This is a genomic window from Flavobacterium piscinae, from assembly GCF_004122145.1.
Classification (GTDB): Bacteria; Bacteroidota; Bacteroidia; order Flavobacteriales; family Flavobacteriaceae; genus Flavobacterium; species Flavobacterium piscinae.
This window is the reverse complement of the sequence record NZ_SBKQ01000010.1, coordinates 1-24,611: the sequence shown is the minus strand read 5'-3', so window position 1 is coordinate 24,611 and position 24,611 is coordinate 1. Positions and strand designations below refer to the sequence as shown.

Annotated in this window: 20 protein-coding genes; 8 read left to right on the top strand and 12 right to left on the bottom strand. The window is 36.3% G+C overall.

The window, feature by feature from the left end; all coding sequences use genetic code 11:
- Positions 1–52: 52 nt before the first annotated feature.
- The 3 genes from EQG68_RS10180 to EQG68_RS10170 form a co-directional block, all read right to left on the bottom strand.
- Positions 53–1,723: an RluA family pseudouridine synthase gene (locus tag EQG68_RS10180; RefSeq protein ID WP_129464785.1), complete on the bottom strand. Its 1,671-nt coding sequence runs from the start codon at positions 1,721–1,723 to the stop codon at positions 53–55.
- A gap of 47 nt (positions 1,724–1,770) precedes the next feature.
- Complete coding sequence (locus EQG68_RS10175) at positions 1,771–2,199, bottom strand: hypothetical protein (RefSeq protein WP_129464784.1); 429 nt, start codon at positions 2,197–2,199, stop codon at positions 1,771–1,773.
- A gap of 249 nt (positions 2,200–2,448) precedes the next feature.
- A complete protein-coding gene (locus EQG68_RS10170; protein WP_129464783.1) occupies positions 2,449–4,077 on the bottom strand; it encodes an acyl-CoA carboxylase subunit beta in 1,629 nt (542 codons plus the stop codon).
- Positions 4,078–4,332: 255 nt separating this feature from the next.
- Here EQG68_RS10170 and EQG68_RS10165 point away from each other — a divergent pair, with 255 nt between their 5' ends.
- The gene (locus tag EQG68_RS10165) at positions 4,333–5,835 is read left to right on the top strand and encodes an aldehyde dehydrogenase family protein (RefSeq protein ID WP_129464782.1); all 1,503 of its coding nucleotides are present in this window, start codon (positions 4,333–4,335) and stop codon (positions 5,833–5,835) included.
- Positions 5,836–5,910: 75 nt separating this feature from the next.
- Complete coding sequence (locus EQG68_RS10160) at positions 5,911–6,291, top strand: DUF779 domain-containing protein (protein WP_129464781.1); 381 nt, start codon at positions 5,911–5,913, stop codon at positions 6,289–6,291.
- 4 nt (positions 6,292–6,295) lie between these two features.
- Here the strand turns inward: EQG68_RS10160 and EQG68_RS10155 are convergent, their stop codons facing one another.
- Positions 6,296–7,222 carry an AraC family transcriptional regulator gene (locus tag EQG68_RS10155; RefSeq protein WP_129464780.1) on the bottom strand — a complete coding sequence of 309 codons (927 nt, stop codon included), beginning with the start codon at positions 7,220–7,222 and terminating at the stop codon, positions 6,296–6,298.
- Positions 7,223–7,364: 142 nt separating this feature from the next.
- Positions 7,365–8,460 (bottom strand): peptide chain release factor 2 gene (gene prfB, locus EQG68_RS10150; RefSeq protein ID WP_129464779.1). Its coding sequence is split into 2 segments (ribosomal slippage): positions 7,365–8,396 and positions 8,398–8,460, totalling 1,095 coding nucleotides; the frame shifts between segments, so codons are not numbered across the junction.
- Positions 8,461–8,574: 114 nt separating this feature from the next.
- On the opposite strand from prfB, the gene EQG68_RS10145 reads away from it, so the two are divergent.
- Together EQG68_RS10145 and EQG68_RS10140 are read left to right on the top strand one after the other, a co-directional pair.
- Positions 8,575–9,180, top strand: coding sequence for a hypothetical protein (locus EQG68_RS10145; protein ID WP_129464778.1), 606 nt, complete (start codon positions 8,575–8,577; stop codon positions 9,178–9,180).
- 159 nt (positions 9,181–9,339) lie between these two features.
- Positions 9,340–10,365 carry a threonine aldolase family protein gene (locus EQG68_RS10140; protein ID WP_129464777.1) on the top strand — a complete coding sequence of 342 codons (1,026 nt, stop codon included), beginning with the start codon at positions 9,340–9,342 and terminating at the stop codon, positions 10,363–10,365.
- A 120-nt stretch (positions 10,366–10,485) separates the two neighbouring features.
- On the opposite strand, the gene EQG68_RS10135 is transcribed toward EQG68_RS10140, so the two are convergent.
- Together EQG68_RS10135 and EQG68_RS10130 are read right to left on the bottom strand one after the other, a co-directional pair.
- A complete protein-coding gene (locus tag EQG68_RS10135) occupies positions 10,486–10,872 on the bottom strand; it encodes an RDD family protein (RefSeq protein WP_164975432.1) in 387 nt (128 codons plus the stop codon).
- A 22-nt stretch (positions 10,873–10,894) separates the two neighbouring features.
- Entirely contained in the window at positions 10,895–11,221 is a 327-nt protein-coding gene (locus tag EQG68_RS10130; protein ID WP_129464775.1) for a YbaB/EbfC family nucleoid-associated protein, read from the bottom strand.
- A gap of 141 nt (positions 11,222–11,362) precedes the next feature.
- Here EQG68_RS10130 and EQG68_RS10125 point away from each other — a divergent pair, with 141 nt between their 5' ends.
- Positions 11,363–13,423, top strand: coding sequence for a S9 family peptidase (locus EQG68_RS10125; RefSeq protein ID WP_129464774.1), 2,061 nt, complete (start codon positions 11,363–11,365; stop codon positions 13,421–13,423).
- A 76-nt stretch (positions 13,424–13,499) separates the two neighbouring features.
- On the top strand, positions 13,500–14,540 hold the full coding sequence (locus tag EQG68_RS10120) for a PLP-dependent cysteine synthase family protein (protein ID WP_129464773.1): 1,041 nt from the start codon (positions 13,500–13,502) through the stop codon (positions 14,538–14,540).
- A 93-nt stretch (positions 14,541–14,633) separates the two neighbouring features.
- Here EQG68_RS10120 and EQG68_RS10115 read toward each other — a convergent pair whose 3' ends face one another.
- The 3 genes from EQG68_RS10115 to thrA all read right to left on the bottom strand — a co-directional run bounded on the left by EQG68_RS10115 (position 14,634) and on the right by thrA (position 19,123).
- Positions 14,634–15,578 (bottom strand): alpha/beta fold hydrolase, encoded by a 945-nt coding sequence (locus EQG68_RS10115; RefSeq protein WP_129464772.1) that lies wholly within the window; start codon positions 15,576–15,578, stop codon positions 14,634–14,636.
- A gap of 81 nt (positions 15,579–15,659) precedes the next feature.
- On the bottom strand, positions 15,660–16,583 hold the full coding sequence (locus EQG68_RS10110; RefSeq protein ID WP_129464771.1) for a homoserine kinase: 924 nt from the start codon (positions 16,581–16,583) through the stop codon (positions 15,660–15,662).
- A 92-nt stretch (positions 16,584–16,675) separates the two neighbouring features.
- Positions 16,676–19,123: a bifunctional aspartate kinase/homoserine dehydrogenase I gene (gene thrA, locus EQG68_RS10105; protein WP_129464770.1), complete on the bottom strand. Its 2,448-nt coding sequence runs from the start codon at positions 19,121–19,123 to the stop codon at positions 16,676–16,678.
- A gap of 270 nt (positions 19,124–19,393) precedes the next feature.
- Between thrA and EQG68_RS10100 the strand changes: the two genes are divergently transcribed.
- Positions 19,394–20,890 (top strand): NAD(P)H-hydrate dehydratase, encoded by a 1,497-nt coding sequence (locus EQG68_RS10100; protein WP_129464769.1) that lies wholly within the window; start codon positions 19,394–19,396, stop codon positions 20,888–20,890.
- 96 nt (positions 20,891–20,986) lie between these two features.
- Here EQG68_RS10100 and EQG68_RS10095 read toward each other — a convergent pair whose 3' ends face one another.
- On the bottom strand, positions 20,987–22,366 hold the full coding sequence (locus EQG68_RS10095) for a TlpA family protein disulfide reductase (RefSeq protein ID WP_129464768.1): 1,380 nt from the start codon (positions 22,364–22,366) through the stop codon (positions 20,987–20,989).
- A gap of 123 nt (positions 22,367–22,489) precedes the next feature.
- On the opposite strand from EQG68_RS10095, the gene hutH reads away from it, so the two are divergent.
- Positions 22,490–23,989: a histidine ammonia-lyase gene (hutH, locus tag EQG68_RS10090; RefSeq protein WP_129464767.1), complete on the top strand. Its 1,500-nt coding sequence runs from the start codon at positions 22,490–22,492 to the stop codon at positions 23,987–23,989.
- Positions 23,990–24,063: 74 nt separating this feature from the next.
- Here hutH and EQG68_RS10085 read toward each other — a convergent pair.
- The coding region (locus EQG68_RS10085) for a T9SS type A sorting domain-containing protein (protein WP_164975430.1) at positions 24,064–24,611 on the bottom strand (548 nt) is incomplete at its 5' end.

The window sequence follows — 24,611 nt, the reverse complement described above, 5'->3', positions numbered from 1 at the left end:
ACAACTTTTTCAAATCCTCATAATATTAAAACCAGTTTTTCCTGACAAATACCTAAAACCCAACCCCATCCACCACTTCCATCTCTTTCCCCAACACCGGATGCCAAAACCGTATGCGTTCGGCATGCAAATATAGGCGGTCGGCTTTGGTGCCGTATAAATCATCGCCTACAATAGGGGCATTGAGGCCTTCCGTATGGGCGGCGTGCACCCGCAACTGGTGCGTGCGGCCCGTGATGGGGTAGAAGTGTACCAACGTAGTGTGCTCCCGGCGTTCAACCACTTCCCACAGCGTTTTGGCGGGTTTACCGTGTTGGTAACACACCAACTGGTTTGGGCGGTTGTCTAAATCAACCCGCAAGGGTAAATTGATTTCGCCACGGTCTTGGTTAATTATTCCGTTCAATAAGGCTACATACCTTTTTTGCACCGTGCGTTTCATGAATTTGGCTTGCAGTTGCAAATAGACTTCCGTGCTTTTGGCTAACAACAATATCCCGGAGGTGGACATGTCTAACCGGTGCACAATCAACGGTCCGGTCGCTTCCGGAAACCGAGCTTGGTAACGGGTATACACCGAATCCCGTATCGCTTTGCCGGGTACCGATAAAAACTCGGCCGGTTTATGCACTACCGATAAATAGGCATCGTCGTATAGAAAGGTTAACTCCTTGTCTTCCGCCGGATTCTGCAACAACGGGTTGTCGTCCACGTTCAAGCCCACTAACATGTGAGCCAAAATGGGTTTGCATTTGCCCGTACACGCGGGATAAAAATGGCCGTGTTTCCGTATTTCAGACTTTGGCGATTGTCCCCACCAAAATTCAGCCAAGGCAATCGGTTGCAGTTGGTGTTGAAAGGCATAGTGCAACAATTTCGGGGCGGCACATTCTCCCGCACTCGCCGGCGGATTGTTGTCAAAAATAGCTCCCAAACTTTTGGTTTCGCCTTGTGCGTTCAAAAATGCATATTGCTGAAACAATTTCTGTTGCAACGCCGCCGATTTGGCTTTGCGTTCGTCTTTTAACCGTTGGATGTTTGCTTCAAAATCAGCTACTTTTTGCCGGGCTTGGGCAATCGTTTCTTTCCAATAATAATTCATTTGCTTGAGCTGAATGCTTTCCTGCTGGCTTTCTTTGCTCAATTGTTTCTGCAAGGCTTTGTAGTCTTCAAAGGGCAGTTCTTGTTCCGCTTTCATCCGCCTTTCATCCCGACGAATTTTATTCAATCGACTTTGTTCTTTCTTTTCGGCTTTGTCGTGTTCGGCTTGCAAAAGGGTAGTGGCCAATTGGGCTTGTAATGTATGATACGTTGTATCGTTTTCCAAGGCTTCAATTTGGCGGTTGTATTCGTTCAGGATTTTTTCTTCCTGTTTAAAAAAACCGTCTTGTTGCAACATGTCAAACACGGGTGGCACAAAGTGACGGTGTTCGTTGCTATCGGCTAATTTTCCGGAGAAAGCGGCTAAATAACCTACTTCTCCCGCTTCATTTTGCACGACCAACACGCCAAACATTTTCCCGATGACTAAGCCTTGTTGGCCTTCTTGTAAGCCGAAATTGTGCTCCCAATCGGTTTGGGTGTGCAAGTAGTCTTGTAGTTCAGAAGCGGCTATTTTACTCAATTCATGCGGTTCGTAATAAAACGGAAAGGTGAATTTTTGAGGTAACTCAATACCGGAAATGTTTTGCTTGAAAGCGATAAAATGGGTGTGGTTTTTCATCGCTGCAAAGCTATAAAAGGAAATTGGAATTTGGGTGATTTTGGGATTTATTCCTTCTTCAAAATTTTTAAGTTTTCAATCCAAAAAATCTTTGATTTATAGAATTGAAGAGCAGTAGGGACAATTTTGTCTGTTAAGTCTCTCGGTGATTTTTTTATTAATCGTGCTGTAGATCCGGAAAAGTTTAAGGTGTATTTTGAGTCCAAATCATCTGCGTTGGTTGTAAAATGAATTATTTTATTTTCAATTTTCCAACTACCTTTTCCATAGCTGTTTTCTTCTTTGCAAACCGAACAAATGATGTTTCTGTAAAAGTGAAAAGTAAAGGTTTGATCAGCGTTTAAGAGAAGTTCATACTTAATCACATCACCTTTGACATCTTTATTGTAAAATTCGTAAGTTCCAATATAATCTTCGTTTTGAGCAATAACTGAAGTTGAACACAAAGTAATCAGCAAAAAGAGAATTTTTTTCATTTGAATTGATTTTTGTTTGAGAATCAAAAATTAAGCCAATTAATTCTCAGCGGTGCAATCTGTAATAAAAAACAATTTAACCGCATAGGAACATAGCAAAAAAAAGGGATAGATAGCCCAATTTTGGGCTCACATAGCTATGATGCTCTAGATGAAGTGAAACGGCATTTAGACTAAATAAAACTATGTTTCTATGTGGTTTTAAACAATTTAACCACATAGAAACATAGCAATTGTCAATCAATACAACTACACCTGTATTACCCCCAAATTAAACTGCTTTTCAATCGGAGCGTGGTTTGCCGCTTCAATGCCCATGGATATCCAGGTTCTCGTTTCCAGCGGGTCGATGATGGCATCGGTCCATAATCGGGAGGCTGCATAATAAGGCGAAACCTGTTCATCATAACGGGCTTTGATTTTATCAAACAACTCTTTTTCTTTGGCTTCATCCACAATTTCACCTTTCGCTTTCAGAGAAGAGGCTTCAATTTGCATCAGTACTTTGGCGGCTTGTGTGCCACCCATTACCGCTAATTCAGCACTCGGCCAAGCGGCAATTAAGCGAGGGTCATAGGCTTTTCCACACATGGCATAATTGCCGGCTCCATACGAATTGCCTACAACAATCGTAAATTTAGGCACCACCGAATTGGAAACCGCATTCACCATTTTGGCTCCGTCTTTAATGATACCGCCGTGTTCAGATTTGCTTCCTACCATAAATCCGGTCACGTCTTGCAAGAAAACCAACGGAATTTTCTTTTGGTTGCAATTCGCAATAAAACGCGTCGCTTTATCGGCAGAGTCCGAATAAATCACCCCACCAAATTGAATTTCCCCTTTTTTGGTTTTGGAAACGGTGCGTTGGTTGGCTACGATTCCTACCGCCCAGCCATCAATACGAGCATAACACGTGATGATGGATTGTCCGTATCCGTCTTTATACATATCCATTTCGGAGTTATCCACCAAACGTTTAATAATTTCCATCATGTCATATTGATCCGCTCTCGATTTCGGGAGAATACCATAAATATCACTTTCTTTCAAAGCAGGTTTGGCCGCTTTCTCTCGGTTGAATCCGGCTTTATCAAAGTCACCTATTTTACCCACAATACTTTTGATGCGGTCTAACGCATCTTTGTCATCTTTGGCTTTATAGTCGGTTACGCCAGAAATTTCACAGTGGGTAGTCGCTCCGCCCAGCGTTTCATTGTCAATGTTTTCGCCAATGGCGGCTTTTACCAAATAACTTCCGGCTAAGAAGATACTTCCGGTTTTATCGACAATCATCGCTTCGTCACTCATAATCGGTAAATAGGCTCCTCCGGCCACACAACTCCCCATAACAGCCGCAATTTGCGTAATGCCCATACTGCTCATAATAGCGTTGTTTCTGAAGATACGTCCGAAATGTTCTTTGTCGGGAAATATCTCATCTTGCATGGGTAAATACACCCCGGCACTGTCCACTAAATAAATAATCGGCAAACGGTTTTCAATGGCGATTTCTTGGGCACGCAAGTTCTTTTTTCCCGTAATCGGAAACCAAGCACCGGCTTTCACTGTGGCATCATTAGCCACTACGATACATTGTTTTCCTTTGATGTACCCGATTTTCACCACCACACCACCGGACGGACAACCGCCGTGTTCCTTGTACATTCCGTCTCCGGCAAAAGCCCCGATTTCAATGCTTTTGGCTTTTTCATCCAACAAATAATCGATGCGTTCACGAGCGGACATTTTACCTTCGGCATGCAGTTTTTCAATTCTTTTTTCGCCACCGCCCAATTTCACTTGAGCAAAACGGCGTTTTAATTCGGCTAATAAAAGTTTATTGTGGTCTTCGTTTTTGTTGAAGTTTAAATCCATGGGGTTTATTTTTTATTCGGATGCTAAAATACGAAATCGTTTGAGAAGTAGGAAATTTGTTTTTTTGAGAGGGGAGTGGGGAGTTGGGAGTTGGGAGTTGAGGATAGTTTAAAATTTAGCGTAAAAAATATGTAAGTCTCATTTTTAACGAGTAAAAAATACGATAAATCAATTTTGTGCTATCATTTGCCAAAAATGTGCTATTTTAAGAAAACAGTTAAAAGTACTTTTGAGTAAACCAAAAAATAACAGATTATGAGTGTAATAGCAAGACCCCAATTAAAAGAAAAGTACGATAACTACATTAACGGAAAATGGACCGCACCTTCCACCGGACAATATTTTGAAGTATTGTCGCCGGTAGATGGAAAATTAATGGCCAAAGCCGCTCATTCGGCTAAGATGGATATTGAAATGGCTGTGGATGCCGCACATGCAGCTTTTAAAACTTGGGGACAAACTTCTGCAACAGAGCGAAGCATTATTTTAAATAAAATTGCCGACCGAATGGAGGCGAACTTAGAACATTTAGCCGCTGTTGAAACCTTAGATAATGGAAAAGCCATCAGAGAAACCATGGCTGCAGATATGCCTTTAGCCATTGATCATTTTCGTTATTTTGCAGGAGTGATTCGGGCAGAAGAAGGTTCTATTAGTGAATTAGACAAAGACACCGTTTCCATCATTGTGCACGAACCTATTGGTGTAGTCGCACAGATTATTCCTTGGAATTTCCCAATATTAATGGCAGTATGGAAACTCGCTCCCGCTTTAGCTGCCGGAAATTGTGTGGTGTTAAAACCCGCAGAAAGTACGCCAATTTCCATAATGGTCTTAATGGAATTGATTGAAGATTTACTTCCGGCAGGGGTAGTGAATATCGTAAATGGTTTTGGAGCGGAATTAGGCAGAACACTGGTTACCAATCCAAAAGTGTCCAAAGCAGCATTCACCGGTTCAACCGCCACCGGACGTTTAGTAATGCAATATGCCACAGAAAACATTATTCCGGTTACGCTGGAATTAGGTGGAAAATCACCCAATATCTTTTTCCCATCGGTGATGGATGCCGACGATGAATTTTTAGACAAAGCGTTGGAAGGCGTGGCGTTGTTTGCTTTGAATCAAGGTGAAGTGTGTACGTGTCCCTCTCGATTATTGATTCACGAATCCATTTATGATGTCTTTATTGAAAAAGTAATAGCCAGAGTTAATGCCATCAAAACCGGAAATCCTTTTGATACATCAGTAATGATGGGAGCACAAGCGTCGCAAATACAAAAAGATAAAATACTTTCTTATATCAAATTAGGAAAAGAAGAAGGAGCTGAATTATTGTGCGGTGGAGAAGTCAATCATTTGGGTGGTGAAATGGAAGGCGGATATTACATTCAACCTACGTTATTCAAAGGACACAATAAAATGCGAATTTTTCAAGAAGAGATTTTCGGACCGGTTTTGGCGGTGACCACTTTCAAAACTACAGAAGAAGCGATTGCAATAGCCAATGACACCATGTATGGCTTAGGAGCAGGCGTTTGGACACGCGATGCTCATGAATTGTATCAAGTGCCAAGAGCCATTCAAGCGGGTAGAGTATGGGTGAATCAATACCATGCGTATCCGGCAGGAGCACCGTTTGGGGGTTACAAACAATCCGGAATTGGCCGTGAAAACCACAAAATGATGTTGGGGCATTATCGTCAATCCAAAAACATGTTGATCTCCTACAATAAAAATAAATTAGGATTTTTCTAAAAACAACCAAAATACCCATAAAGCCACGGATTCACTAAAGAGGTTGTGGATTCGTGGCTTTTAAACTTTTAACCAATGGAAAAAGTAAAACGATTGGACGCAACAGAAAAAGCGTTGGAATTAATTGCACTGTTACAGGAAAAATTCGGTGATGTAATGTTTTATCAAGCGGGTGGCTGTTGCGAAGGAACCCAACCCCAATGCTTTGAAAAAGGCGGCTTTTACCTTCGCTACGGCGATGTTTGTATAGGAACAGTCAGCGGTTTTGAATTTTGGGTGGACAAAGATTTGTTCGAATACTGGAAGCACGCACATTTTACGTTAGATGTAACGGATGGAATAGGAGCAGGTGGTTTTTCGTTGGAAACACCTTTTGGTAAAACTTTTAAAGTAAATTACCGATTGTTTACAGAAGAAGAAGCTGCTAATTTAATGGACATCAAGCGAAACGAATAGCATATTATCCATTCACATTCATTAATTGGTATTGTTTTGGGGTAACGCCTTCGTATTTTTTAAACACCCGAATGAAGTAATTGGCATCTTCAAAACCGGTGGCATACGAAACCTCCGAGATATTGATTCTGGGATTATTCAATAAATTTTTGGCAAACTTAATCTTTTCATTCAGGATAAACTCAATAGGACTCATGCCTAATTCTCGTTTAAAATAGCGGTAAAAAGAGGTGGTGCTCATGCAAGCTTTATCACTCAATTCTTTCAAGCTAATTGCGTTTTGAATGTTCTGACGGATATATTCCACTACAATGGCAATGGGATTATTGCTGTCAATCAGTTGATGACTGTTAATCGCTTTAACTGTTTGCGATTGAATAATACGAACCAAGAGTTCCTGTAAGGTCAAATCGGCTAACGCATCTTTGGTAATCGACGTACTCATGCATTCTTTAATGAGTTTGTTGATGGTGGAAGCCAGTTCTAAATTGTTATAAAAGAAATAATTTTCATAATCCAATTTCCAAAAGTGTTTATAGCCTTCTTTAGGATAGCGTTCGTTTAAAAAATCGAGTGTTTCTTTGATTTTAAATTGGTCAATAGCCAATGCCAAACATTGTGTAGGATTGTGTTGTGTGGCCTCCGGAAAATCAATTTTCATCTCTACATTGGAAGGAATGATAACTGTTTCCCCCGGCAGATACTCAAACTCAGGGTCTTCAAAAAGGTGCATTACTTTTTTGCCCCGCAGCATACTGGTCACTACCAAATCATTAAACTTCAACGGAACTTTAATGCTTTGTTCGTACGTTTCAAATAAGTTTAACTCACAGTTATTCAAGGAATAAACAGTTCTGTTCTCGACTAAAGTTTTAAGTGATTTTTCGTGCGTTAAGGCGGGCGTTTGTAAGGTTACCTTAGAATGATTCATACCAATACTTTTAATAAAAGTAGTAAAAAAATCGAAACTTCACACCTTTTTTTACACTTTTTAAAATCTAAGAACTAAGATAACCCTTTTAACTAACAATCCCTTTTAAACCTTTAAAATATTAAACTTTTAAACCCTTAAACTATTCCTCCTTTTGTCCCATCATCATCAAATACGCTTTCAAAAACGCATCGATTTCACCGTTCATAACGCCTTCAACATCACTGGTTTCATGACTGGTTCGGACGTCTTTAACTAATTTGTAAGGATGCATCACGTAGTTTCGAATTTGCGAACCCCATTCAATTTTCATTTTTCCGGCTTCGATGTCGGCTCTTTGTGCCATTCGTTTGTTCAATTCAATTTCATACAATTGCGAACGTAACATTTGCATCGCCCGTTGACGGTTATCTTGTTGTGAACGCGTTTCCGAACATTGAATTTGAATCCCGGTGGGTTTGTGAAACAACTGTACTTTCGTTTCTACTTTGTTCACGTTTTGTCCACCCGCACCACTTGAACGAGAGGTAATGATTTCCAAGTCTGCCGGATTGATTTCAATTTCTATTGTGTCATCCACAGACGGGTATACATATACGGAAGCAAAGGAAGTATGGCGTTTGGCATTACTGTCAAACGGTGAAATACGCACCAATCGATGCACACCATTTTCGCCTTTTAGGTAACCAAAAGCATAATCGCCTTCAATCTCTAGGGTTACGGTTTTAATTCCGGCAACATCACCTTCTTGAAAGTTGAGTTCTTTTACTTTGTAGCCTTCTTTTTCGGCCCACATGAGGTACATTCGCATGAGCATGGAAGCCCAGTCGCAACTTTCCGTACCACCGGCACCGGCTGTGATTTGCAAAACGGCACTCAGGTTATCACCTTCTTCCGAAAGCATGTTTTTAAACTCCAGGTTTTCAATTAAGGTATTGGTTTGTTCAAAAACGCTATCTACTTCAGCTTCAGTAGCATCGCCGTCTTTGAAAAACTCAAAAACCATTTGTAATTCTTCCGATAAATTGACTGCTTTTTGATAGTCTTCTACCCATTTTTTCTTTGAACGCAAGTCGCGGACCACGATTTCAGCTTCTTTTGGATTGTTCCAAAAGGTAGGGTCGAAGGTTTTTTCTTCTTCGTTGGTAATTTCAATTAACTTCTTATCGATGTCAAAGATACCTCCTCAACGCACCAAGGCGTTCTACAATACCTTTAATTTGTTCGGTATTTGTCATAATTATTGTAGTTTTGTTTTTTGCAAAGGTAGGGAGTAGATGTGAGTTGTCCTAATCATAAAAAACGGATTGTTTTTAAACCATATAAGTCATATAAGTTTGTTATTAACTATTTTGAAAAATTTTTTTTTCACATTTTTTTTATCACTAATTGGAATATTTTCGTTCGGACAAACTAATTATGAGTATAATTTAACCGAATTTGATAGTCTTTTACATGAAGAAATTTATAGCGTTGACGTAGCTGAATTTCAAAGATTAGAATTAATTAAATTCAAGAATGAAACATATGAAGGAAATCTAACTCATAGCGTATGGAAGACTAATAAAAAGGAAGAACAAACTAGTATAATTTCTCAAAGAATTAAAATACCAGAAAAGTTAGTTGAGAAGTTAATAACGAAATTGAAAAATAGTGGATATCATAAACTAAAGGATTGTAGTGAAATTAAAAACTGTATTAAAGGATTAGATGGAACAACAATTATTTTTAATCTTTTTCAAAAAGAATTAAATCAAAGTGCTTCTTTTTGGGAATTAAAATCCGACTATTATTATAAAACAGATTCAGTTGAAATACCCAATGAAGTTATGGATGCAAGAAAAATACTTAAAATCATCAATAACGAAATTGATTTGGAAAAACAGTTTCAGAATTTTATAAGTAGATTACCAGTTGGGATATATATGTTTAATGGAATAATTTTGGATAAAAAATAGTCCTTAATGTAAATATGTTTTTGCATGGTTAGAATAAAGATGAAATTTAAAATAATTTTTTTTTAAACCATATAAGTCGTATAAGATGCATTTAGGTAAAAAATAAGTAAATATAAAGTACAAATAAGATAAAGAATTCAAGCAATATAGCTTTAAAATATGGAAATAAATTTAATCAGTGATACCGTAACCAAGCCTTCGTTAGATATGCTAAGAGCGATGTTTACGGCAAAAGTGGGGGATGATGTATTTAAACACGACCCTACCGTAAATGAATTAGAAGCCTACACCGCTGCTTTTTTTGGAATGGAAAAAGCCTTATTTTTTCCTTCCGGAACGATGGCGAATCAAACAGCTATCAAATTACATACCCAACCGGGAGAACAATTGATTGCCGATAAATATGCCCATATTTTTAACTACGAAGGAGGAGGGGTTTCCTTTAACAGTGGAGTTTCCTGTCGTTTGTTGGACGGTCATCGTGGAATGATTACCGCAGAGCAAGTGGAAGCCGCCATCAATCCGCCTGACTTTTACCATAGTCCGTTAACCACTTTGGTTGCGTTGGAAAACACGACCAACAAAGGGGGAGGAGCCTGTTATGAAATGGACGATTTAATTGCCATCCGCAAAGTATGCGACCGTCACGGATTAAAATACCATTTGGACGGAGCCCGTTTGTGGAATGCCTTGGTCGCCAAAAACCAAGATCCGTTGCAATTTGGGATATTGTTTGACACTATTTCGGTATGTTTTTCCAAAGGAATGGGAGCACCGATTGGTTCCGTTTTATTGATGAGTGAAAAGGATTATCACAAAGCCTTACGCATTCGAAAAGTATTAGGAGGCGGCATGCGACAAGCCGGCTATTTGGCAGCCGCGGCACTTTATGCGATGGAGCACAACATCGAACGCTTAGCAGAAGACCACCGACGTGCGAAAGAATTAGGGGAAGTGTTAGCTAAAACCAACTGGGTACAAACGGTGGAGGAAGTAGAGACGAATATTGTGATTTTTTCGGTTTTACCGCACATCAAAGATGAATTGGTCATTGAAAAATTAAAGCAGAAAAACATTTCCATCAGCTCGTTAGGCAAAGGAAAACTGCGCATGGTAACCCATTTGGATTACAAGGAAGTAATGCATTCGTATGTGATGGAAGCGTTGGAGAAGATGGTGTTTTAGAAAAAATTCAAAAACACTTTTCATAATTTCCTAATTGATCAAAATCGTCCATGTAATTTTAAAGCTATAAATAGGCTTTGTAAAATCTTTTAGTAAAGTAGATAGAAAAATGATTTGCTATTAAACTTTAATCATGATACTCCCACTTGCATAATCATGAATAGTTCTTCCTTTATCACTAAAAAAAAGAGTGATAAAGGATAACCAACCAAGTAAATATTTTAAAATGACTCTAATCACAGCTTGGAAAAAATTAATTTTTTTAGCATGATTTGCGTTACTTCTTACCCGAATTTCCATTTTTTCGTTTCCAATAGTTGCACCAAAAGCAGTCAAAATTGGTTCGTACAATAGTATTAAGGCAAATAATATCATTCTGATAAAATCCGGAACATTTTCAAATGAATTCAATATTTCTGAAGCGAAATACATGAATGCAATAATAATAATTGTATCAATTGTAGTCGATTTTATTCTTTCAAGTATTGTTGGATACTCTCTTTCCATAGACATTCGTTTATGTATTCGTTTATCTATTAAACATATCCATTCCCGGAATATTCGGCATTCCTTCTTTGGCAACGGCGGCTAATTCCGTTTCATTAACGTTGGTTGCTTTTTGAATGGCTTTGTTCATAACCAAAATAAAATAGTCCTCCAATTGTTCTTTATCTTCTAAAAGAGAAGGATCAATTTCAATCGATTTTACGGTACGATTGGCAGTTAAGGTTACCTTTAAAAGCCCGTCATTGCTTTGTTCATCAATTAAAACGTGGTCTAAACGCTTTTTTGTTTCTTCTATTTTTTGTTGGGTTTCTTTGAGTTTACCCATCATGCCCATTAAGTCTCCAAACATGTTGATAATTTTTATAAATTCTGAACTGCAAATGTAATATATTGCATAGTTTTATTACACTATTTTTTTATGGCTAAATGGGTAACGTTAAGTTTTGTTTGTATTATTTTTGCAACTTCCTGTCAAAAAAAGGAGATTAACATGTCAGAAAATATACAACCCCCAATGGCGGCTAAAAAAGATACCGTCCTTGAAAAGCATGGCGATCAGCGAGTAGATCCTTATTATTGGTTAAACGACCGTGAAAATCCGGAAGTCATTCAATACTTGAAAGACGAAAACGACTATTATCAAAAAATGACGGCTCACACGCAAGCATTTCAAAAAGATTTGTTTGAGGAAATGAAGTCGCGAATCAAAGAGGACGATGAATCTGTTCCCTTTTTATATAATGGATATTACTACATTACCCGTTTTGAAACCGGTAAAGAATATCCGATTTATTCACGAAAAAAAGGAAGTTTAACTGCTCAAGAGGAGATTATGTTTGATTGCAATGAAATGGCAAAAGGGCATTCTTACTTCAATTTAAGCGGTTTAAATGTGAGTGAAGACAACAAATTGGTATCGTTTTCTACCGATAAAGTAGGAAGAAGGATTTACACCTTACAGGTAAAGAATTTGGAGACCGGTGAACTCTTGTCAGACAAAATTGAAAATGTTTCCGGTGCAGCTGTGTGGGCTAATGACAACAAAACGTTGTTTTACACCACCAAAGAAAAAGTTACCTTACGTTCGAATAAAATTCACAAACATGTTTTAGGAACCGATGCTAAAAAAGACGAAATAGTTTTTCATGAGAAAGATGAAACATTCAGTGTATACATTGCCAAAACAAAATCGAAAAAATTCTTAGTAATTAACAGCAGTAGTACATTGACCTCAGAATTTCAAATTTTAGATGCTAATAAACCCGGAGATCGATTTAAGGTTTTTCATCCCAGAACGAGAGGTTTAGAATACAACATTTCACATTATAATGATCATTTTTACATTGTGACCAACAAAGACAAAGCAACCAATTTCAAGGTAATGAAAACTCCGGATACAGCTACAACAGCAGAAAATTGGGTAGATGTAATTCCACATGATGAAAACGTGTTGATTGAAGGAATTGAGATTTTTAAAAACTATTTGGTGGTGGAAGAACGTTCCAATGGTTTAAATAAAATCCGTATCATGCCTTGGAGTGGCAGCGGTGAGTATTATTTACCGTTTGAAATAGAAACCTATTCCGCATTTGTGGGTACCAATGTGGATTTTGACACGGACATTCTTCGTTTTGGCTATCAATCGTTGGCCACACCTTATTCGGTTATCGATTTTAACATGAAAACCAAAACAAAAGAGGTGAAAAAGGAGATGGCTGTTTTGGGTGGAAAATTTGATAAAGCCAACTACAAAGAAGAGCGAGTTTGGGCTACGGCTACGGATGGTACAAAGGTACCCATTTCGTTAGTATACCGCAAAGAAATGAAGAAAGACGGCAATAATCCGTTGTTGCAATATGCCTATGGTTCCTATGGTAATTCGATGGATCCTAATTTTGATTCAACCCTTTTAAGTTTATTAGACCGGGGATTTATCTATGCGATTGCTCACATCCGCGGTGGAGAAGACATGGGTCGCCAATGGTATGAAGACGGAAAATTATTAAAAAAGAAAAATACCTTTACGGATTTTATTGATTGTTCAAAATATTTAATTGAACAAAATTATACCAACCCTAAAAAATTATATGCACAAGGAGGATCTGCCGGAGGTTTGTTGATGGGTGCAGTCGTGAATATGGCTCCTGAGTTATATAATGGGGTGATTGCTGCCGTTCCATTTGTAGATGTAGTGACAACTATGTTGGATGAAACAATTCCTTTGACTACCGGCGAGTACGATGAATGGGGAAATCCGAATGACAAAGAATATTATGATTATATGAAGTCGTACTCACCGTATGACAATGTTAAAGCTCAAAATTATCCAAATATGTTGGTTACCACTGGGTTGCACGATTCACAAGTGCAATACTGGGAGCCGGCCAAATGGGTTGCTAAACTTAGAACGTTAAAAACAGATAAAAATTTATTGTTTTTAGACACCAACATGGATGCGGGTCATGGTGGGGCTTCAGGGCGATTTGAAGCTTTAAAAGAATTGGCAAAAGAGTTTAGTTTTCTTTTAGATTTAGAAGGAATTGAAAAATAAAATTTTTTTTTATAAATTTGCAAGGTTTTAAGGTTGCCAAAAACAATAGAAGTTTGCCTTGACTAACATATTTTTTATGAAAGAACAGATAAAAGCTTATAATAGTGTATTGGATTTGATTGGAAATACGCCATTAATTAAACTCAATCGAATTACAGATAATTTAGAAGGTAATTTTTATGCTAAGGTTGAATCGTTCAACCCAGGCCATTCAACCAAAGATAGAATAGCATTATACATTATAGAAGAAGCTGAACGTCAAGGAATACTTTCTCCGGGCGATACCATTATCGAAACAACATCAGGAAATACAGGTTTTAGCCTTGCCATGGTAAGTATTATAAAAGGATACAATTGTATTTTGGCGGTAAGTTCTAAATCATCACGTGATAAAATAGACATGTTACGCAGTATGGGAGCCAAAGTTTATGTTTGCCCGGCTCACGTTTCGGCAGATGACGAACGCTCTTACTACAATGTTGCAAAACGATTACATGAAGAAACAAAAGGTTCTATTTATATCAATCAATATTTTAATCAATTAAATATTGATGCTCATTATAAAACTACCGGTCCGGAAATCTGGGAACAAACTAACGGTCAAATTACCCATTTAATCGCTTGTAGCGGAACAGGTGGTACTTTATCAGGAGCTGCTAAATATTTGAAAGAAAAGAATCCAAACATTAGAATTTTAGGAGTTGATGCGTATGGTTCAGTGTTGAAAAAATACCACGAAACCAAAGAATTTGACAGTGAAGAAATTTATCCTTACCGCATAGAAGGTTTAGGAAAAAATTTAATTCCAACCGCTACTGATTTTGATGTGATTGACAAATTCATCAAAGTAACTGACGAAGAAAGTGCTCATACTACACGTGAAATTGCCGTTAAAGAAGGGTTATTTGTTGGGTATACTTCCGGTGCAGTTGTTCAAGCCATTCGTCAATTTGCCGAAGAGGGTGAATTTGATGCTAATTCAAATGTTATTGCCATTTTCCCTGACCATGGGTCACGTTATATGAGTAAAGTGTTCAGTGATGACTGGATGAATGATCAAGGCTTCTTTGACAGTGTGAATATGGAAGAAGTTCAGAAAATAGAATTTATTAAGTAAGAAGAGAATAGAATAAAGAAAATAGATAATTGAATATAGAAAAACTTCAAGTAAATAGCTTGGAGTTTTTTATTTATATCCAATACTCATAAATTACTTTTCTAAAAATTCAATCATTTTTTGATTAACTATTTCAGGTTGATCAATGGTTAAAAAGTGACCGGCATTTTCAATTGTTATCATTTCACCTTTTGGGAGAAGCTCATTGCCTTTTTCTAAACTTTTTTGAGAATTTACTATATCGTTATCTCCAATCATAATTAAAACTGGAATCGTAATTTTTTCAATTTCTTCTTTTGAAAAGGGTTGCATTTGTATAAAACTCATGTTTGCTTTGGCAAATTTATTAGCTAAAAAAAACTGATTCTTGTAAATTGGATCAATTTTTTCAGGATAAAAAGCAAAAGCATTCAATGTGTTTTCTAATTTTTTCTTGTTAGGAAAAAGTTTAAACATCAACGCAGAAGACGCTTTGTGCATTTTGTCTAAATTTTCCAGCGTCTGTGCCGGACTCAACAAAACCATTTTGCTGATATTACTGTTTTCTTGGGTAGCTAATAAAGTTGCCAACCAACCTCCGCGAGAAGCACCCACAATTTTAATTTTCTTTAAATTATAATGTGTAAAGATTTCATTGTACCAAGCGATGGTTTCTTCCTTAGATATTGTTTCACCACAAGAAACGGATTTTCCGGGTTCCATCAAAAAATCGATGGCATACACACGATGGTTTTTTGATAAAACTTTGATGTTTGGATACCACATGGTTGAACTGGCATCCATTCCATGTAATAAAACGAGTGGTTCTGCATTTTTTGGACCAGTAATAATAACATGAGCAGTTCCGTAGCTTGTAATAATATTTTCTTCCTTAAATGGAATTTTCCAAAGCTTTAATGTTTCATTATATGCTTTGATATATTTTGTTCGCTCTTCTTTTTTACGAAAAACATAATCGTCAATAGTTGTTCCTTTTTGACTGTTGCAACCTGACAAAAAAGTAATAATTAGGAATAGAACAGAATAATATTTAAACATGTATCCAATTTTGATTTTAGCAAATTTAGGCATTTAAATTACATGAATAGATTTACACAATTTTAATAGTTAGAAAAGAATTTATTTCAGCTTAATTACACCATTATCACAAATTTTTGATGTGTAAACATCAAACCCGATTTTGGTTTTTGAATAGACTTTTTTTATTTCATTAGCCACATTTTCAGCTGTTTTGTAACTTTTATTTAAGGTGTAAATTGATGGTCCAGAACCTGAAATTCCGCAACCCAACGCACCATTTTCTAAAGCTACTTTTTTTACATTATCAAATTCAGGAATTAAGTTTTTTCGATAGGGTTCTGCCACTACATCTTGCAAACTTCTTCCAATTAATTCATAATCCTCTGTATATAATCCACTAATTAATCCGCCTAAATTTCCCCATTGAGTGATGGCTGTTTTTAACGGAATTTCCTTCGGTAATATACTTCTTGCTTCAGAAGTTTTGACTTCAATATGAGGATGAATAATCGTTACAAACAAATCTTTCGGACTTTTAATTTTAATCACTTCTAGCGGATCATAGCTTCTAACTAATGTAAATCCTCCTAAAATTGCAGGAGCCACATTATCAGCGTGATAACTTACACTGGCTAAAAATTCGCCTTCCATCGCAAACGGAATCAACTCTTTTCGAAGTAAAGGATTTCCCAATAATTCATTGATTCCCACTACAATTCCGGCTGCACTGGCGGCACTGCTTCCGATTCCGCTACCGGCTTTGATTTTTTTATGGATTTCAATTTCAAAACCGAACTCCAAATTCAAATGATTTAACAATGCCATTCCGGCCACACCGGCTACATTTTTTTCAGTTTCTAAAGGCAAATCGGCTCCGGTTATTTTAGTAATTCGGATACCTTTTTCATTGCTTTTGCGAATAATCATTTCATCACCAATACCCTCTAAACACAAGCCTAAGACATCAAATCCACAGGATAAGTTGGCAACAGTGGCGGGGCAGAATAGTTTTATTTCGTTCATTTTTTTAAAAGGTTCTAAGTTCTAAGATTCTAAGGTTCAGAGGTTGCTTAGTAACTTAGAACCTTAGAACCTTAGAAGCTCAGTACCTTAAATTAAACATTTCCAATCCGTATCACATCCGCAAAAATTCCGGAAGCTGTTACTGCAGCACCGGCACCGGCTCCTTTGATGATTAACGGTTGATCGACATAACGATCGGTGAAAAATTCCACAATATTATCTTTTCCTTCCAAATTGTAAAACGGACTTTCCTTTGGAATGTATTGCAAACCAACACCCGCTTTTCCGTTATCGAATTTAGCAACGAATTTCAAACGACAATCTTTTTCTTTTGCTTCTTTCAATAAGTTTTCAAAATGAGTTGCATGTTTTGTTAAGGACTTAAAAAAGTCAACATTATTAGTTGTTTCCATACACTCTTTGGGTAAAAACGAAACATTTTCAATGTCTTCCATTTCCATTTGATAACCGCTTTCGCGAATGAGAATCAAAATTTTACGTGCTACATCCACACCACTCAAATCAATTTTCGGATCGGGTTCGGTAAAACCTTGTACGCCGGCTTCTTTCACCACATCATGAAAATTGTAGGTTTCACTGAAATTATTAAAAATAAAGTTTAAACTTCCGGATAAAACTGCTTGAATTTTATGGATTCGATCTCCGGAAGCTATCAAATGTTTTAACGTATCAATAATGGGTAAACCTGCACCCACATTGGTTTCAAACAAAAAGGGAGCATTGTATTTTCGCGACAAGCGTTTTAAATTTTGATAATTTTCATATTCAGAGGAACAAGCAATTTTGTTGCACGTTACCACTGCAATGTTTTTACGAAGATACTGTTCGTAGGTTTTTGAAATTTCAGCATTGGCAGTGATATCTACAAATATACTGTTACGAAGGTTCAGGGATTTTGTTTTTTCAATAAAATCCGATTTAGAGGCCTTTTCACCATTTTCTAACGCTGTTTTCCAATCTTTTAAGGCAATTCCTTCTTCTTCAAAAACCATTTTTCTGGAATTGGAAAGGGCAATTACCCGAAGATTAATCTTCAAATTTTCTTTTAGGAATTTCTTTTGTTGGTGAATTTGTTCGATGAATTTTTCGCCTACATTTCCAACCCCCATGACAAATAAGTTCAATTGCTTGGTTTGTTCTTCAAAAAAGCGTTCGTGTAGTGTATTCAATGCTTTTTTGACATCATTTTCATTGATCACTACAGAAATATTGCGTTCCGAAGCCCCTTGAGCAATGGCCCGAATATTTACATTGTTTTTGCCTAGCGTGCTGAACATTTTTCCACTGATTCCTTGGTGATTTTTCATTTGTTCGCCCACCAAAGCTACGATACATAAATCTTTTTCAATCACACACGGATTGATTTTTTGTTGAGCAATTTCCAATTCAAAAACTTTATCAATGGATGTTTTAGCCAAATCAGCCTCTGCATTCAAAATCCCAATGCAAATGGAATGTTCGGATGAAGCTTGTGTGATAAAAATAACGTTGATAACATGATTAGAAAGCACTTCGAACAAACGCTTTGAAACACCGGCAACACCTACCATTCCGGAGCCTTCTAAGGTTATTAAACTTATTTTATCAATATGTGATATTCCTTTTATAGGATTTCCGCTTGGATTGGATTCTGAAGAAATAAACGTTCCATAAGCTTCCGGTTCAAAGGTATTTTTTATCCAAATCGGAATATTTTTGCTCAAAACCGGTTGTATAGTTGGCGGATAAAGCACTTTTGCCCCAAAGTGAGACAATTCCATTGCCTCTTCGTAGGTTATTTTTTCAATGGGTTGAGCTTGTTTTACGATTTTAGGATTGGCCGTAAACATACCATTTACATCCGTCCAAATCTCTAATTCTTTTACTTGTAATGCAGCGGCTACAATGGCAGCAGTGTAATCGGAACCCCCACGACCTAAAGTTGTGGTGTTGTTACTCATGGAGGAAGCAATAAATCCGGGAATTACTGTTACTTGTGTAGCGTTATCTGAAAAATAATTTCGGATATTTTTGTTTGTAATTTCAAAATAAACTTCGGCTTTTCCAAAGTGATTATTGGTTTTGATTAATTCACGACTGTCTTTAAATTGGCTGTTGACCACTTTTTGTTTCATCGCATCTGCAATGATGTAGGAAGAAAGTAGTTCACCAAAACTGACAATCATATCGGATGTTCTGGTGGTTAATTCACCTAACAAATAACAACCATCTAATAAAGTTTCTAATAGCGAAATATTCTTTTTACAATAATGTAGCAAAGCCGTTTGTTCGTTTGCCGGAATTAATTCTTTTATAGCTTCGAGATGTTTTTTCTCGATTTGCAAAACGACATCTCTATACGAATTATCTTTGGAAGATGCTTTTGAGGCTGCAGATAATAATAAATCGGTTACGCCACTAAAAGCGGAAACAGCTACAATGAGCTTATCTTCTTTTGATTTTTGTTCAACAATTTCGAGTACTAGCTTTATATTTTGAGCATTGGCAACCGAAGTTCCTCCGAATTTTAATACCTTCATTTGATTAATTTTTAATGGAATACATAGATTTTATTTTATTCTTTCGAATAAGCATAGCTTAGGATGATATGTGTAAATTATACCCCGAATGGGGTTGTAGTCGTAGAAGATGTGCCAAAAGAATATCCGTTCAACAAATTGAAGGATAGAATTGAATAAAATATGTTCTTTTGTGATTTCATCTGAAACAAATGTAATAAATTTACGTGAAGAAAAAAGGATTTTTAAACTTTTACGAATATCTCAACAAACTTAATTTTCTACTATCAGATGAAAATTTTTACAGCAGAAAAAATTAAAGAACTTGATAAATTGACAATTGAGCGACAACAAATTTCCTCTCTTGAACTGATGGAACGAGCCGCTTTGCAAGCCTTTTTATGGTTAGTCAATCATTTTCAAGATAAAAAAACAGTTTATCACATTTTTTGTGGTGTGGGAAACAATGGGGGAGATGGCTTAGTGATAGCCCGAATGCTGAAACAAAATTATTTTGAGGTTCATGTGTATGTTGTGTCATTTAGCGAAAATTTCTCCGTTGATTTTAATTCAAATCTTGGTCGTTTAAAGGAATGCAACTTAAGCTATGATGTGATTAGTGAAACTTCTGAATTTCCTGATATTGGTGAAAATCACATTATAGTAGATGCTATTTTCGGAATTGGATTAACCAGAGAATTAGCAAGTTGGATTCAAAAACTGATTCAAAAAATAAATTATCATCAATCGTTTAAAGTATCCATTGATGTTCCGTCGGGACTATTTTTGGATAAAAAAACAACGATAGCTATTCATTCTGATGTAGTGCTTACATTTGAATTTCCTAAACTGGCTTTTTATCTTCCTGAAAATGAAAATTATATTGACAATATTGTTTTGTTACCAATTCAATTAGATGAAAAATCCATTGAATCCATTCCAACCAATTATTATTACACGGATTTAAATGAAATTAAAAGACGATATAAACCTATTTCAAAGTTTTCACACAAAGGCACACAAGGACATGTTTTATTAATTGGAGGTTGTTTTGGAAAAATAGGAGCTATGGTTTTGGCTTCGCAAGCAGCTTTGCGATCAGGATGTGGATTAGCAACCGTATTTATTCCGAAATGTGGGTATGAAATTATGCAAACAGCTACACCTGAGGCTATGGTTATAGCCGACGAAAACAATTATAAAATTACCGACATTAATTTTGCTATTCAACCTAAAGCTATTGGTATTGGAATGGGAATTGGTCAAGAAAACGAAACAAAAGAAGCTTTTTATCATTTTTTAAAAAACAACTTAACACCTTTAGTGGTTGATGCTGATGCTTTAAATATTCTTTCAGAGCATCCGGAATGGTTAGAATTAGTTCCTAAAAATTCAATTTTAACCCCTCATCCCAGAGAATTAGAACGACTCATTGGCACTTGGAAAGACGATTTTGAAAAAATTGAAAAAACGAGGCAATTAGCCCAAAAATATCAGTTTGTAATTTTAATTAAAGGGGCTTACACATTAATTATTGAAGGTAAAAATGTATATGTCAATTCATCAGGAAATCAGGCCCTTGCTACCGGAGGAAGTGGAGATGTACTTTCAGGTATGATAACGAGTTTTAGAGCCCAGGGATACTCGGCTGTAGATGCAGCTTTTTTAGGCGTTTATTTTCACGGACGAACAGCTGATATTGCGATGAACGATATGGGGTATGAAGGTTTTATTGCTTCTGATATTATCAAATATTTGGGAAAAGTATTTTTGGAGTTGAAAAATTAAAAAAAATTAAACCATTAAGAAATTAAGGTTCATTAAGTCGTGCACAATTTTAATGGTTCTTAATTGCTAAATGGTTTAAAAAAATTATCATTTACACTATAACCCAAGTTCGGTCAATACTTCTTTTAATTTAGTATCGGAGGGTCTGGGAGCATCAGCATTGACAATTTTACCTTCGGTATCGATAAGAATGAATCTTGGAATTCCATCAATCGCATATTTTTTTACAAAATCAGATTTCCAGTCGTTATCAGCGAACAATTGAATGCCTTTCAATTCTTTATCAGCCACCATTTTTTTCCATTTTTCATGGTCTTTTTTATCATCAATGGAAATGCTAACAAATTCGATGTTTTTTCCGTGGTATTCTTTTTCAACTTCTTTTAAAGCCGGGATTTCTCCAATACAAGGTCCGCACCAAGTAGCCCAAACGTCTATGTAAACAAATTTACCTTTCAAACTTTCCAAGGAAGTTTTTCCTCCATTGATGTTTTCATAATCAAAAGTAGGTGAGGGCGAACCTTTTACTAACTTTTTTAAGGTTTCATATTTTAAGGTAGTTTCTTTTTTAAAGACCGAGTCAATAGAATGTTTCATTAACTCTTTGTAAATCAAATCAATATTTTTAGCAGAAAGATTCATTTCATACATCATGTTTTTGACTAATTCACTACGAATCATTTCACTTTTAATAGTATTGAGTTTACCTAGTCCTTTATCAAAAGGTGTTTTGTCTTCAGATGGCGTCTCGTACATGATGCGTTGAAAAATACCACCAATTAATGTTCGATACGAATAAGAATGTTTGAAAGTTTCTTCATCATTCATATCATAATCATCTCCGGCTTTTGGAAATGTTTCACCGGTTTTATATTCCCTATTATTGATAGAATAACCATGATATGGGGCATATTGTTCTTGATATTTTAATGCTAAAATTTCAATTTCTTTTTTTTCATTGTTGAGAAATACTTCATTTTTTATATTGGAAGAAGCTAATTTTTCCAACATACTTTTTTTCAGACTTTCTATGTTTTCAAGAAAAACGTTTTCTTCAACAGAGAAGATTTTCATAACATTTTCAAAGTTACTTTGGTCTCCGTATTTGGATTCAATGAGTTTATTTTTTTGAACAAGGTAATTGTTTTCATCTTTTCCACTACCACTATATTTCAAAGAATTGATGAAATCATCGGCATTAGTTTCCAATTGAAGCTGAAATCCTTTTTCCAGATACACATAAAATGATTTTTCATCTGTTAGAATCAAATAGTACATTCCATCATAGGGTAAATCCAACGTGTCAGAAAAGGCACCATTGGCTTGAAGCAGAATTTTCTTTGAAAAATTAATTCCTTCCAATTCCATTTCTTTTGCCTCTGTATCTTTTATAGTTCCGGATATGGTGGTGATTATTTCTTTTTCCTGACAAGATAGGAAACAAATAAAAAGTAATAAAAAGAGTATTTTTCTCATTGTAAAATTGTTTAGATAATCAAATGTAATCAATTTCAATCACATTTTGTTATTAAAAAAACCACAATTGTGTTGCATTTATGCAAACGTTTGCGGAATTTTGGAGCCTCAACCAAACTATAAATGGACCATTATCATTATATCAGTTCCGATGTGCTTTCATTGGAAACCATCAATCAAATTTTACTTGAAAATAAATCGTTGGCTTTATCGGAAGAAGCGAAAGTCAACATCCAAAAATGCCGTGATTATTTAGATAAAAAAATGCAATCACAAACCGATCCAATTTACGGAATCAATACCGGATTTGGGTCATTATGTAATGTGAAAATTTCGAATGAAAATCTTTCTCAACTCCAAGAAAACTTGGTAAAATCGCACGCCTGTGGAACAGGGGAGGAAGTACCAAACGCAATCGTAAAATTGATGTTGTTACTTAAAATACAATCGTTGAGTTACGGAAATTCAGGCGTTCAATTGGAAACAGTGGAACGATTAATAGCTTTTTTTAATCATGATGTTTTACCCGTGATTTACACGCAAGGTTCCTTAGGTGCATCAGGTGATTTGGCTCCGTTAGCTCACTTGAGTTTGCCATTATTAGGAGAAGGAGAAGTATATTTTGAAGGTAAAAAAGTCCATTCCAAAGAGCTACTTGCTCATTTTAATTGGAAACCTATCGTTTTGCAATCCAAAGAAGGTTTAGCATTGCTAAATGGCACGCAGTTCATGAGTGCTTATGGTGTTCATATTTTATTAAAATCCTATCAATTATGCTATTTAGCGGATTTAATCGGTACCATTTCTTTAGAAGGTTTTGATGGTCGAATTGATCCGTTTAATGAGTTGATTCATTTGGTTCGACCGCACAAAGGGCAAATTGAAACCGCTCAACGAATCATTGATTTTTTAGAAGGAAGTCAAATCATCAATCAAAAGAAAACGCACGTTCAAGACCCGTATTCTTTCCGATGTATGCCGCAAGTGCACGGAGCTTCAAAGGATGCGATGGATTATGTACGAAGGGTTTTTCGAACCGAAATTAATTCTGTTACGGATAATCCAAATATTTTTGTTGGGGAAGATACGATTGTTTCCGGTGGAAATTTCCACGGACAACCGTTGGCTCTAGCGTTAGATTTTCTTGGAATAGCATTAGCGGAATTGGGAAGTATTTCGGAAAGAAGAACCTATCAATTAATTTCCGGTCTTCGTGGTTTACCTGCATTTTTAGTAGACAATCCGGGGTTGAATTCCGGATTTATGATTCCGCAATATACGGCTGCAAGCATCGTAAGTCAGAACAAACAATTAGCCACTCCGGCCAGTATTGACAGCATTGTATCCAGTAACGGACAAGAAGATCACGTGAGTATGGGTGCGAATGCCGCGACAAAATGTTTGAAAATTATTGAAAATTTAGAACGCATTTTGGCTATTGAATTGATGAATGCTTCGCAAGCCATTGAGTTTAGAAGACCATTGAAATCCAGTGAATTTATTGAGCAATTTTTGAAATCATATCGAACGGAAGTTCCATTTGTCAAAGAAGACCGCATTTTGCATTATGATATTGAAAACTCAATTGCTTTTTTGAGGAGTTTTGAGATTGAGTTAAATTAAAACCACACTTTATTTAAAAATCGAAAGGCCATCATTTCTGATGACCCTTCAATAACTATTGGTTTGAAAAATGCTTAGCTTTTCACAAACTTTTGATTAAAACTAAGATCGTTGAGGGTTGTATTTAAAATATACATACCACTATTTAAATCGCTTATGTCAATATTATTTGGATTGGAAACAGTTTTTACTTGTCTTCCGCTCAAATCGTAAATAGTTGCTTTGAAGTTATTGTAATCAAATGGAATAGAAAGAGTGATTGTTTCTCTTGCCGGATTTGGATACAATGAAATTGAATTTAAATCAAAATTATCCACACTTAGTGGGATTTCAGGCAGTGGAATCAAATCACCACCGGAAGCAAGAGCCACCCATAAACCAAATGCAGGTCCGTTACTATTTTGTGATGGATCTAAAAATCCACTGGCTACAACAGTAATGGCAGCACCATCTAATCCTAACGTTTGCAATGGAGCTTGGTACGAAGCGACGGTAACTGTTCCTGTTTCATCACGAACGTCTAAGGTAAAATCTAAGTTTGGTAATTCTAAATAACCACCAAAATCAGGGAAAGAAATGTTGTCTACAATAGTTCCGGCCGGTACAGAAGTTTCTACCACAT